This window comes from Thermoactinomyces intermedius, from assembly GCF_013912365.1.
Lineage (GTDB): Bacteria > Bacillota > Bacilli > Thermoactinomycetales > Thermoactinomycetaceae > Thermoactinomyces > Thermoactinomyces intermedius.
Genome location: NZ_JACETT010000033.1, coordinates 19,968 through 32,133 on the forward strand (window position 1 = coordinate 19,968; position 12,166 = coordinate 32,133).

Below are 12,166 nucleotides of genomic sequence, written 5' to 3' on the forward strand. Positions count from 1 at the left end.
ATGAACAGGAGGAAGATCATTGGGTCACCGTGTTTTTGTCACAAGTTTGATCAGCCAACATTATATATCCAAATTAAAAGAGCATATGGAAGTGGAACTGAACCCGTTGAACCGGCAATTGACTCAGTCGGAAATCATGCAATTTGCCAAGGATAAAGATGCCCTTTTATGTACGGTGTCCGATGAAATCAATTCAGAGGTGATGGATGCTTGCCCCCGGTTAAAGATCATCAGCAACTATGGGGTTGGATACAACAATATTGATGTGGAAAGAGCGACATCGTCCGGGATCATCGTTACGAACACGCCGGGTGTGTTGACCGATGCAACCGCGGATTTGACGTGGGCCCTGTTGCTTGATGTGGCCCGCCGGGTGTCGGAAGGAGACCGGTTGGTCCGGCGCGGGGAATGGAAAGGATGGGAACCCGGGTTTTTGTTGGGGACGGAGGTGACCGGAAAAACCCTGGGAATCATCGGAATGGGGAGAATCGGCCAAGCCGTGGCATACCGGGCGCGGGCTTTTCATATGAATGTGATCTATCACTCCCGCACACGCTTGTCTTCTGAAGAAGAGCAAAAGCTGGGGGTCCGGTGGAGTTCATTGAACGAGCTGTTGGAAGAAGCTGATTTTGTTTCGCTGCACGCCCCTTACACCCCGGAAACGCATCACTTGATCGGGCGACAGGCGCTGAAAAAAATGAAGAAAAGTGCGTATCTCATTAATACCGCACGGGGCCCGTTGGTGGATGAACTGTCATTGGCCGAGGCTTTGCGAAATCAAGAAATTGCCGGAGCGGCACTGGATGTTTATGAAAGGGAACCGGAAGTTCCGGCAGAGCTCAAAGAAATGGAAAACGTGGTGCTGGCTCCCCATATGGGAAGTGCCACCGTTGAAACGAGGGAAGCGATGGCCCGCTTGGCCGTGGAAAACTTGATCTGCTTCTTGAAAGGAGAGCGTCCGCCGCATGTTGTCAACACCCGCGCCTGGGAAAAGCTTTACGGGTAATTTTGACAAGGTGGTGGCTGAAAGAAAAAAGTTTGGTTCTTTACTTGGAGGAAGAAATAAAATGTGTTAATATATTCCTCAGTTTAATTTCGAGGTTTGATGGTTGGTTTCAGGCCAATGTTGTTCAGCGTTGAATTACGAGGTGAAATCGCTTACAACCACCGTTTGACGGGATTGAAACTTCATAAAATGCTTGTGAAAAGAGAATGGGATCAGCAGACTGGCGGCGGATCGCCGGGAGCACAAGCAACGAGAAGAGCTTGTGTTGCATTAAAGGAGGATGAGTTAGTATGTCGCAAAATAAAGAAGTTTATTTGACAGAAGAAGGACTCGAGAAGGTAAAAGAAGAGCTGGAATACTTACGAACGGAAAAGCGCCAACAAGTCGCCCAACGGTTAAAAGAAGCCATTGCCCAAGGGGACCTGAGCGAAAACTCTGAATATGACGCAGCCAAAGAAGAGCAAGCTTTTGTGGAGTCCCGTATCATTACGCTTGAGAACATGATCCGCAACGCAAAAATCATCGATGCGGCCAATCAGGATAAAAACGTGGTGAACGTGGGAAGCAAAGTGACGATTGAAGAACAGCCGGACGGGGAACGCGAGACTTATACGATCGTGGGAAGCGCCGAATCCGACCCCGCTTCGTTCAAAATTTCCAATGAATCCCCGATCGGGAAAGAATTAATCGGCAAAAAAGTGGGCGAAATCGTCAACGTTTCCACTCCGTCCGGAACCATTCAGTTTAAAATCATTGAAATTGAATAAAAGGATGCATAACATAAATAACAGGGAAGCGGTCATGCCGCTTCCCTGTTATTTATTAATGATATGTGGCTTTACACTGCGCAGGAATGCTTCGATTTTGGCGATATCACCCAGACCCACATTGTATTTTCTCAACGAACTGTTTAAATGTTTGATGGCGATTTCGTATTCTTCCGAGGTGATGTTCAAACCGGTATGGGCTTCTCTTAATGTTGCTTTGTCATAGAGCGGGGTCCCGCTGATGGCATAGCTCATGAAGTTGGTGATTTGTTTCTGCCGCAATTCTTCGATGTTGACGCCGATAAAATGATGGTTGACCCGGTCATCCTGCATCATCCGGTTAAAAAATTCCGCAATCACTGCTGTAATGGCCTGCTCTCCGCCCAAGCGTTCATAGAGAGTGCTTTTGGTACTTCTTAGCATAAAACATCCTCCGTTCGTAGGGGGGAAGAGTAAAAATTGACAAAAAATTTCATCGAATATATTTCCAGTGAAGCAATCCGTGCGATTAAACAAGATACATATAGGAAAAAATGGAATAAATTTGCCGATTGGTTTCATAAGAAAAGTTTATTCGATTTTGAATGGGAGTGCAAATAAAAATAAAATCTAAAAAAGCCCCATGAAAATGCATGGGGCTTTCTGAGCGGACCCGGTTACTTGGTGTGTTCGGCTTCCTCCGGTCCGGCTTGGCTGTACGCTTCCTGAATGGCACTCATGACCTTCCGGGTGGATTCATCCTCAAAAAACTCGGATGCAAATTCGGTTTGTTCCTGATCTCGCCGGGCTTTTGGCTTTTTCATTTTGTCTTGTTTCATTTGTTCTTCTTTCATTTGCTCACCTCCATATGGTAACAGATAATCTTAACCTGTCATTTTCAACGGATTTTATTCGGGGATCCTGATTTCAACCGATGGAATTGCAGGAAACAGGAGATTGCATTATTATTGTTAAAAGATTATGTGTGAATTTTTTTATTAAGGAGAGAGGACGCGCGTGGAATCATTTCAGGAAGGATTCTCATCATTTATCACGGGATTTTCGATCATATTGTTGATTGCAGTAGTGATTTGGATGATTGGTCTGGTTGTTTTGTTGTTTCGTGAGTTATTTTCACCGACCCGGTTGGATCTGCGTGGTTATCTGTATAAAGTGTGGCGTATGTTGATTGTGAGCGTGGAGTGCACCATCTATGGCACCGTGGTCATCGCGCCCGTCATGATGTACGTGACAGAAGAATATTTGCGGTACGGGATGATTACGGTCGCTGCCGTCATTTTGACCGTCATCAGTTTATATATCCGCAGACAAACTGGAGGATGGGGCCGGTCCGGGATGTTCCGGATCCGCCGGCATAAATAAACCGATTGGGATCACCGATCGGTTTATTTCCTATATCTGCATTTCCCTTTACTTTCACAAGCCATTGAGTGATAATAAAAGGAAAACTTATTTTTGGTACGGATGTGAGAGGTATGCCGATCGATGCATTAATCGATATTGCTGAGTCGTATTTATCGAAAGAAGATGTGATGTGCCTGAAGGCGGCTTACGAATTTGCCGCCAAAGCGCATGAGAGACAAACCCGGAAATCCGGTGAGCCTTATATTCATCATCCGGTGGAAGTTGCCATCATCTTGGCGGAGCTGAAGATGGATTTAACGACACTGATCGCCGCCCTGCTGCATGATGTGGTGGAAGACACCAGTGTCACCTTGGAAGAAGTGGAAGAAAAATTCGGGCCTGCTGTCGGAAAACTGGTGGATGGTTTGACCAAGTTGCGCAAACGCATGAAATTCAAGTCGAATCAGGAGCACCAAGCGGAAAACCACCGGAAGATGTTTGTGGCCATGGCCAAAGACATTCGCGTGATTCTGATCAAGTTGGCAGACCGTCTCCATAACATGAGAACGTTAAAATACATGCCCGAAAAGAAACAAAGGGAAAAGTCCAGGGAAACGCTGGAAATTTACGCCCCGCTTGCTCACCGGCTCGGAATTTCCAAGATCAAATGGGAATTGGAGGACACCGCCCTCCGTTATCTGAACCCGCAACAATATTACCGGATCGTTCATCTGATGAAGAAAAAAAGGGCGGAACGCGAACAATATCTGGATGAAATCATTTCGACGTTGTCCGAACGCCTGGAAGGTTCGGATGTCCCGGTGCTGGATATTTCCGGGCGCCCGAAGCATATTTACAGCATTTATCGCAAGATGGTGACGCAAAACAAAGAATTTAATGAGATCTATGATTTGATGGCGGTCAGGGTCATCGTCAACACGGTTCGGGATTGTTACACGGTGTTGGGAATCATTCATACGATCTGGAAACCGATGCCCGGCCGTTTCAAAGATTACATTGCCATGCCGAAAGCCAATATGTATCAATCGTTGCACACGACGGTGATTGGTCCCAAAGGAGAGCCGATCGAGGTGCAAATCCGCACCATGAAAATGCATCGGACGGCTGAATACGGGATTGCGGCCCATTGGGCATATAAAGAAGGAAGCACCATTGAAAACAGCAAATTTGAAGAAAAGCTCAAATGGTTCCGTGAAATGATGGAGCTTCAGCAAGAAACGAAAGATGCGCTGGAGTTTGTGGAAAGCCTGAAGGTGGATTGGTTCTCGGATTCGGTTTTTGTGTTTACCCCCAAAGGGGATGTGATTGAGTTGCCACAAGGCTCCGTCCCGCTCGATTTTGCCTACCGGATTCATACGGATATCGGCAATATGTGCATCGGGGCAAAGGTGAATGGAAAGATTGTCCCCCTGGATTATCAGCTTCACACGGGAGACATTGTCGAGATCCTTACTTCCAAGCACAGTTACGGCCCCAGCCAGGATTGGCTCAAAATTGTCAAATCCTCCAATGCACGGAATAAAATTCGCAGCTGGTTCAAAAAGCAAAGACGGGAAGAAAGCATTGTCAAAGGCCGCGAAATGGTGGAAGCGCTTTTGAAAAAACATGACTTTAAAGTGAGCGAAGTATTGACCAATGAACGCATTCAAGAAGTGACCCGGAAATTTAACTTTCAGGATCCGGATGATTTGTTTGCGGCCGTCGGATACGGGGGGATTACCACTGCACAGGTTGTCAACCGGTTAACAGACGGTCTCAAAGAGGAAGAACAACCGGTCGTCCTGCCGGACGTGAAAACGATGCGCCACCGAAACCACAAAGCGGATCAGGGAGTCCGGGTCAAAGGCGTCGACAATCTGCTCATCCGCTTGTCCCGGTGTTGCAATCCCGTTCCCGGGGACGATATTGCCGGATATGTGACACAAGGGCGCGGGGTCACGGTTCACCGGGCGGATTGCCCCAATTTGAATAATGTCCCGAAAGAGCGGAGAATCGAAGTGGAGTGGGACAGCCAAACTTCCCAGCATTATCAGGTCGATATCGAGGTTTCCGGATTTGACCGGCAAGGCTTGTTGAATGAAGTGCTCCAGGTCATCAGCGACACCCAGACCAGTTTGTCGGCCGTCAGTGCCAAAGGGGACCGGCGCGGCATCGCTTCCATCCACATCCGGGTGGGAATTCAAAACATCAATCACTTGAAATCCGTGGTGGAACGGGTCAAGGGAGTTCGCGACATTTACAGCGTTCGTCGGATTATTCAATGATAGCAAAGGACGGTGTCAGGCATGAAGGTGGTTTTGCAGCGGGTGAAAAATGCCCGTGTGACCGTGGATGGGGAAGTGACGGGAGCCATTGATCACGGGCTCCTTCTCCTTGTCGGTTTTAAAGAAGGGGACACGGAAGAGGATTTGCGCTACTTGGCCGACAAGGCGGTTCATCTCCGGATTTTTGAGGACGAAAGCGGGAAAATGAATCATTCGTTGCTGGATGTGAAGGGTGCCATACTTTCGGTTTCCCAGTTTACATTGTACGGGGACTGCCGGAAGGGCCGGCGCCCCAATTTCATGCGTTCGGCCAAACCGGAAGTGGCGGAACCGTTGTACCGGCGTTTTAATGAAATTTTGAGAAGTTACGGTGTTCCGGTCGAAACCGGCATATTTGGCGCGATGATGGAAGTTTCTTTCACCAATGACGGGCCGGTCACTTTTATTTTGGAGAGCAAAGAAGCATCCTAAAAGAGACAGATATGTTATAATACCCGCTGAGTAATCAGTCAGATAAAAAAGGAGGATACATAGTGTCCAACGTGGATCAATTAGCTGTAAACACCATTCGTATGTTGTCGATTGATCAGATTGAAGAAGCAAATTCAGGACATCCGGGATTGCCGATGGGAGCGGCCCCGATGGCCTACGAACTCTGGGCAAAATATATGAAACACAATCCGAAAAACCCGAAATGGTTCAACCGCGACCGGTTTGTGTTGTCTGCCGGTCACGGCAGTGCCTTGCTGTACAGTCTCCTGCATTTGTTCGGATATCCGCTTTCCATCGATGATCTGAAAAACTTCCGTCAGTGGGGAAGCTTAACGCCCGGCCATCCGGAAGCCAATTACACCCCCGGTGTGGAAGCGACCACAGGTCCGCTCGGGCAAGGGATTTCCACTGCGGTCGGGATGGCGATGGCGGAAGCCCATTTGGCCGCGCGTTTCAACCGTGACGGTTTGAATGTCGTGGACCATTACACCTATGTGTTGTGCAGTGACGGCGATTTGATGGAAGGGGTTTCGGCAGAAGCCGCATCGCTGGCCGGACACTTGCGTTTGGGCAAGTTGATCGCCCTGTATGACTCCAACGATATTTCCCTGGATGGAGAATTGGCCCACGCCTTTACTGAAAGTGTGAAAAAACGCTATGAATCTTATGGCTGGCATTATCTCCTGGTGGAAGACGGAAATGATCTGGATGCCATCGGCAAAGCGATTGAAGAAGCACAAAAAGTGACCGACCGTCCGACTTTGATTGAAGTGCGCACGATCATCGGGTATGGAAGCCCCAACCGTGCCGGTACTTCCGAAGTCCACGGAAAACCGCTCGGCAAAGATGAAGTGGAAGCGGTGAAAAAAGAATATGGCTGGCCTTATGAAGAACCGTTTACGGTTCCGGCGGAAGTGCGGCAATACTTTGATGATCTCGCTTCCAAACTGAGTGAATCGGAAGCGGCATGGCAAGACTTGTTGAAACAGTATGAAGTCAAACACCCGGAACTGGCGCGGGAGTTCCACCGGGTGATGAGAGGGGAACTGCCGGCCGATTGGGAACAACAATTGCCGAAATTCACCACTGAAGACAAGCCGCTTGCCACCCGGGCCGCCTCCGGTCAAACGTTGCAGGCCCTGGCCAAAGCGGTTCCGGAATTGATCGGCGGATCAGCTGACTTGGCTTCGTCCAATAATACCATGATGAAAGAAGAGGGCGTGTTCCATGCCGAAGATTACTCGGGAAGAAACATTTGGTTTGGTGTGCGCGAACATGCCATGGGTGCGGCGTTAAATGGAATGCTGCTCCACGGCGGGGTTCGTGCGTATGGCGGAACCTTCCTGGTCTTTTCCGATTATTTGCGTCCGTCTATCCGACTTGCCGCTTTGTCCAAACTGCCTGTTGTTTATGTCTTTACGCATGACAGCATTGCAGTCGGGGAAGACGGGCCGACACACGAACCGGTGGAACATGTTCCGTCTTTGCGTTTGATTCCGGGACTCAAGGTAATCCGTCCGGCGGATGCGAATGAAACCGTTGCCGCCTGGGCTTATGCATTGAGCCAAAAAGAACATCCCGTTGCGCTTGTTTTGACGCGGCAAGGATTGCCGGTTCTGGAAGGAACGGTGGGCAAAGACCGCACTGTCATTGAAAGAGGGGCTTATGTTCTGTCCGAAGCCCAAGGGGGAAAACCGGATGGCATTATCCTGGCCACCGGTTCTGAAGTGAGCCTGGCGGTTGAGGCACAACAAAAACTGGCTGAAAAAGGAATCCATGTCCGGGTTGTCAGCATGCCATGCCGGGAGTTGTTTGACGCACAGCCTGAGGATTACCGTGAATCGGTGTTGCCTTCCAACATCAAGGCACGCCTTGCGGTGGAAGCCGCTCATCCGATGGGATGGGATGCTTATGTCGGCGACAACGGCGCGGTGATCGGCATCGATCGTTTCGGGGCATCGGCTCCGGGGTCCCGGGTGATGAAAGAGTATGGTTTCCATGTGGATAATGTGGTCTCGCATATGGAAAAGCTGTTGCGGGGCTGAACAAAAAATCCCTGTCACTGTCGTAAGTGGCAGGGATTTTTTTTGGAAACGTGTCCTTATTCGATGGCCATTTTGGCGGTGGCAATGGCAACCAGGATCCAGCCGATAATGAAGCAGACACCGCCAATCGGTGTAATCATGCCGAATTTGCTTACATTGGTCAAGACCAGCGTATACAAACTTCCGGAAAAGATGACGATGCCGGCAAACAAGAGCCAACCGCCGATGCTCATGAGCGATGAAGCTTGGCCTGCTTTACTCATCAACAGGCCGACGGCAATCAATGCAAGGGCATGAATGATATGATAATGAGCGCCTGTTTCCCAGGTTTGAAGCATTTTATCCGTTACCCTGGGGGCCAGTCCGTGAGCGCCAAAAGCCCCGATGGCCACCGCAAGAGCCATGTTGATGCTTCCCAGGATGACGAACACTTTCATGATGATCCCTCCTGTCCATCATTACCATACCATGATTCATGAATTCATCACACAGTGCAAAAGAAAAAAGATTGATCTTTTTCTTGACAAAAGCTATCTCCCTCATTAAAATCTTTAGATAAATCAACTTGAAATGGATATTCGCACGATGATGGGAAAAGTAGCTGTCTGGCGAGCAACCAGAGAGGGGAATCCTGAGGCTGGAAGATTTCCTTTGTGACGGGGCAGTGAAAGACACCCGGAGTATCTAACCGAACGCCAATGTTGGCCAGTAGACTTAGACGTAACTCGGCGATAACGAGTGTGAAAGCGGGAAACTCATTGTTTCCAATTAGGGTGGCACCACGGGAATCGTTAAACCAATCTCTCGTCCCTGACAATAAGTCAGTGGCGGGAGATTTTTTAATTTGTGAATACGGAAGACGGGTGTTTAGGAGGGAATGCGTTCATGAAATATCAAGCATCGCCGAAATACTTTGTTCCGCGCGGAACGGACGATCTTCTGCCGGGCGAAGTGGAGAAATGGCAATGGATGGAAGAGACGGCGCGCAAGATTTGCCGCCTGTACGGTTTTCGCGAAATCCGCACCCCTTTGTTTGAACATACGGAGATTTATCAACGCGGGGTGGGGGAAGCGACCGATATCGTTGAAAAAGAAATGTACAGTTTTCATGACCGCGGCGAGCGGGCGTTAACGCTTCGTCCGGAAGGAACGGCCGGAGTGGTCCGGTCTTTTGTGGAGAAAAAAGTGTTTGCCGATCCGCAACCGACGAAATGGTATTATATCGGGCCGATGTTCCGGTATGAAAATCCCCAGGCCGGAAGAAGACGCCAGTTTCACCAGTTCGGGGTGGAAGTGTTCGGAAGCGCGGATCCGGCGTTGGACGCGGAAGTGATTGCACTCGGGATGCATTTTTATCAAGCGTTGGGATTAGAAGATGTCCGGGTTGAAATCAACAGCGTGGGCGATCAGGAAACGCGGGAACGTTACCGGAAGCGCCTGATCGATTATTTTGAACCGGTCAAAGATTCCTTGTCAAAAGAAGCCAGGGAACGTTTGTACAAAAACCCTCTGCGCATTCTGGACAGCAAAGATCCGAAGACCAAAGAGATTGCGATGGAGGCGCCGTCGATTTTGGACGATCTGAGTGAGCCGGCCCGGCAGCATTTTGAGCAAGTCAAGTCGTATCTGGATGCTTTGGAAATCCCGTATGTGATCAATGACCGCCTGGTGCGGGGACTGGATTATTACACCCACACCGCTTTTGAGTTCATGGTGGATGTTGCGGGGGCCCAAGCAGGGACCATCGGCGGAGGCGGCCGCTATAACGGCCTGGTGGAAGAATTCGGCGGGCCGGAAATGCCCGGTTTTGGTTTTGGCATCGGGCTGGAACGGGTGCTGTTGGCTTTGGAGGAGCAGAAGGTGGAAATTCCCGTCCAAAAAGGCATCGATTGTTATTTGATCACCATCGGGGAGAAAGCAAAAACAGCCGGTGTGAAATGGCTGAAGGCATTGAGGGAAGCCGGGATTGCCGCCGATCAGGATTATTTGGGCCGGAAAATGAAGGCGCAATTCAAAGCAGCGGACCGGAGCCATGCCCGCTTTGCCGCCATCTTGGGTGAAGACGAGCTGGAGCAAGGAAAAATCAACGTCAAACATTTGGGCTCCGGAGAACAGGAAACGATTGAGCTTGAACAGTTGATTCCATATATCAAAGCAAACATCAGGAGGAGATAAGCGTGGAACAGGTTTATCGTACCCATTATGTTTCCGAATGCACCAAAGAACTGGCCGGAAAAACGATTGTGTTAAATGGATGGGTGCAAAAGCGCCGAGACCTGGGCGGTCTCATTTTTATCGACTTGCGTGATCGCACCGGGCTGGTGCAGGTGGTGTTTAATCCGGAAATTTCCGCAGAAGCGGCGGCGGTTGCCGATCAAATCCGGAGCGAGTATGTCTTGGCGGTGCGCGGGGAAGTGGTTGAACGCGATCCGGAAAATGTCAACCCCAACATGGAAACCGGGGAAATCGAGTTGCTCGCAAAAGAGGTGCACGTGTTTAATGCCGCCAAAACCCCGCCTTTCATGATTACCGATGATGAAGAAGTGGATGAAGCCATCCGCTTAAAATACCGTTATCTGGATCTCCGCCGTCCGGGCATGCAGACCACCATGCAAATCCGCCACAAAGCCATGCAAGTGGTCCGCCGCTTTTTGGACCGGAACCACTTTATGGAATTGGAGACCCCGATGCTCACTCGAAGCACACCGGAAGGAGCACGTGATTATTTGGTGCCGAGCCGTCTGCACGAAGGGGAATTTTATGCCCTTCCCCAATCGCCTCAATTGTTTAAACAGTTGTTCATGGTGGCGGGCATGGACCGGTATTTCCAATTTGCCCGTTGTTTCCGGGATGAGGACTTGCGTGCCGACCGGCAACCGGAATTTACCCAGATCGACATTGAAGCTTCTTTCTTGCCGGCCGAAGAACTGCAGTCGATGATGGAGCAAATGATGGCCGAATTGTTCCAGGAGACTATCGGGGTCAAGGTGGAAACCCCTTTCCCGCGTCTGACTTATCAGGAAGCCATGGAACGCTACGGATCGGATAAACCGGATTTGCGTTTCGGCATGGAGCTGAACGATCTGTCGGAAGCCTTGAAAAACACTTCTTTCCAAGTCTTTGCCAAAACCATCCAAAACGGCGGGCAAGTCAAAGCGATTTGTGCCAAAGGGTGTGCCGGCTGGAGCCGGAAAGAAATCGACGGTTGGAGTGCCAAGGCACAGGAGCTGGGGGCGAAAGGATTGGCGTGGCTGGCCTTGAAAGAGTCCGGTGTGAAAGGATCGGTGGCCAAGTTTTTAACAGAGGAAGAGATTTCCCGGATTCAGGAAATCACCGGTGCCGAAACGGGAGATTTGTTGTTCTTTGTTGCGGACCAGCCTGCTGTGGTGGCTCATGTGCTGGGGCAATTGCGGTTGCTGCTGGGGCAGGAGCTGGGCTTGATTGACCCGGATGTTTACCGGTTCGCCTGGGTTGTCGATTTCCCGCTGCTTGAGTATTCGGAGGAAGACAGACGCTATTATGCGATGCATCATCCGTTCACGATGCCGGTGGAAGAAGACATCGATCTGTTGGAAACCGACCCGGGCAAAGTTCGGGCCAAAGCTTATGACATGGTGTTAAACGGTTATGAAATCGGCGGGGGAAGCCAACGGATTTACCAACGGGAAATTCAGGAAAAAATGTTTAAAGCGTTGGGCATCACCGAAGAAGAAAGCCAAGAAAAATTCGGCTTTTTGCTGAGAGCTTTTGAGTACGGGGCTCCGCCGCACGGAGGAATCGCCTTCGGGTTTGACCGGATTGTCATGTTGCTGGCCAAACGGAGCAATCTCAGGGAATGCATCGCCTTCCCGAAAACCGCGCAAGCCAGTTGCTTGTTGACCGAAGCGCCTTCTCCGGTCGAAGAAAGCCAGTTGGATGAACTGCACATCCAAATCAAGCCAAAGAAGAAGGCTGAAGACGTTCTGGCTTGATGCACCTTTAAATTTTTGGTAATATAGAAGCAACGAAACGAGTCCTGCGATGTACGTGTCCGCCGGGATGTTTTGAGCCAACACCCATGAAAAGGGAGTCTGCGTCATCCATGCTAGGGGAAGCCACGAAAAGTGAGTGGACCTTCGAACATGGATGCAGGACACCCACCTGCGAGAGAGCAGGTTCAAAACTAACGGAGCACGGCATAACGGGACTCTTTTTTATTATGTGTGGAATGACAGAGGAAGGCGAAAA

Annotated in this window: 11 protein-coding genes and 1 other RNA gene; 9 read left to right on the forward strand and 3 right to left on the reverse strand. The window is 49.9% G+C overall.

The window, feature by feature from the left end:
• Positions 1-19 precede the first annotated feature (19 nt).
• Complete coding sequence (locus H1R82_RS07705) at positions 20-1,006, forward strand: 2-hydroxyacid dehydrogenase (protein ID WP_181731049.1); 987 nt, start codon at positions 20-22, stop codon at positions 1,004-1,006.
• 290 nt (positions 1,007-1,296) lie between these two features.
• Complete coding sequence (gene greA / locus H1R82_RS07710; protein ID WP_181731048.1) at positions 1,297-1,773, forward strand: transcription elongation factor GreA; 477 nt, start codon at positions 1,297-1,299, stop codon at positions 1,771-1,773.
• Positions 1,774-1,821: 48 nt separating this feature from the next.
• On the opposite strand, the gene H1R82_RS07715 is transcribed toward greA, so the two are convergent.
• A complete protein-coding gene (locus H1R82_RS07715) occupies positions 1,822-2,196 on the reverse strand; it encodes a group I truncated hemoglobin (RefSeq protein ID WP_181731047.1) in 375 nt (124 codons plus the stop codon).
• A 233-nt stretch (positions 2,197-2,429) separates the two neighbouring features.
• The gene (locus H1R82_RS07720) at positions 2,430-2,606 is read right to left on the reverse strand and encodes a hypothetical protein (protein ID WP_181731046.1); all 177 of its coding nucleotides are present in this window, start codon (positions 2,604-2,606) and stop codon (positions 2,430-2,432) included.
• A 163-nt stretch (positions 2,607-2,769) separates the two neighbouring features.
• Between H1R82_RS07720 and H1R82_RS07725 the strand changes: the two genes are divergently transcribed.
• The 4 genes from H1R82_RS07725 to tkt all read left to right on the forward strand — a co-directional run bounded on the left by H1R82_RS07725 (position 2,770) and on the right by tkt (position 7,939).
• The gene (locus tag H1R82_RS07725; protein WP_181731045.1) at positions 2,770-3,135 is read left to right on the forward strand and encodes a hypothetical protein; all 366 of its coding nucleotides are present in this window, start codon (positions 2,770-2,772) and stop codon (positions 3,133-3,135) included.
• A gap of 113 nt (positions 3,136-3,248) precedes the next feature.
• Complete coding sequence (locus tag H1R82_RS07730; protein WP_181731044.1) at positions 3,249-5,402, forward strand: RelA/SpoT family protein; 2,154 nt, start codon at positions 3,249-3,251, stop codon at positions 5,400-5,402.
• Positions 5,403-5,423: 21 nt separating this feature from the next.
• Entirely contained in the window at positions 5,424-5,873 is a 450-nt protein-coding gene (dtd, locus tag H1R82_RS07735) for a D-aminoacyl-tRNA deacylase (RefSeq protein WP_181731043.1), read from the forward strand.
• A gap of 59 nt (positions 5,874-5,932) precedes the next feature.
• Positions 5,933-7,939 (forward strand): transketolase, encoded by a 2,007-nt coding sequence (gene tkt / locus H1R82_RS07740; protein ID WP_181731226.1) that lies wholly within the window; start codon positions 5,933-5,935, stop codon positions 7,937-7,939.
• Positions 7,940-7,995: 56 nt separating this feature from the next.
• Here tkt and H1R82_RS07745 read toward each other — a convergent pair whose 3' ends face one another.
• Entirely contained in the window at positions 7,996-8,376 is a 381-nt protein-coding gene (locus H1R82_RS07745) for a DUF423 domain-containing protein (RefSeq protein ID WP_181731042.1), read from the reverse strand.
• Between the two features lie 448 nt (positions 8,377-8,824).
• On the opposite strand from H1R82_RS07745, the gene hisS reads away from it, so the two are divergent.
• From hisS to ssrS, 3 genes are all read left to right on the forward strand, one after another.
• A complete protein-coding gene (hisS, locus tag H1R82_RS07750) occupies positions 8,825-10,114 on the forward strand; it encodes a histidine--tRNA ligase (protein WP_181731041.1) in 1,290 nt (429 codons plus the stop codon).
• 2 nt (positions 10,115-10,116) lie between these two features.
• Positions 10,117-11,910 (forward strand): aspartate--tRNA ligase, encoded by a 1,794-nt coding sequence (gene aspS / locus H1R82_RS07755; RefSeq protein ID WP_181731040.1) that lies wholly within the window; start codon positions 10,117-10,119, stop codon positions 11,908-11,910.
• A 38-nt stretch (positions 11,911-11,948) separates the two neighbouring features.
• A non-coding RNA gene (gene ssrS, locus H1R82_RS07760) (6S RNA) lies at positions 11,949-12,130 on the forward strand.
• Positions 12,131-12,166 lie beyond the last annotated feature (36 nt).

What these genes read in the sequence shown, in the direction of transcription:
- hisS (WP_181731041.1), top strand. Translation starts at nt 8,825, where the DNA reads ATGAAATATCAAGCATCGCCGAAATACTTTGTTCCGCGCGGAACGGAC.
- H1R82_RS07745 (WP_181731042.1), bottom strand. Translation starts at nt 8,376, where the DNA reads ATGAAAGTGTTCGTCATCCTGGGAAGCATCAACATGGCTCTTGCGGTG.
- greA (WP_181731048.1), top strand. Translation starts at nt 1,297, where the DNA reads ATGTCGCAAAATAAAGAAGTTTATTTGACAGAAGAAGGACTCGAGAAG.
- dtd (WP_181731043.1), top strand. Translation starts at nt 5,424, where the DNA reads ATGAAGGTGGTTTTGCAGCGGGTGAAAAATGCCCGTGTGACCGTGGAT.
- H1R82_RS07715 (WP_181731047.1), bottom strand. Translation starts at nt 2,196, where the DNA reads ATGCTAAGAAGTACCAAAAGCACTCTCTATGAACGCTTGGGCGGAGAG.
- H1R82_RS07720 (WP_181731046.1), bottom strand. Translation starts at nt 2,606, where the DNA reads ATGAAAGAAGAACAAATGAAACAAGACAAAATGAAAAAGCCAAAAGCC.
- H1R82_RS07730 (WP_181731044.1), top strand. Translation starts at nt 3,249, where the DNA reads ATGCCGATCGATGCATTAATCGATATTGCTGAGTCGTATTTATCGAAA.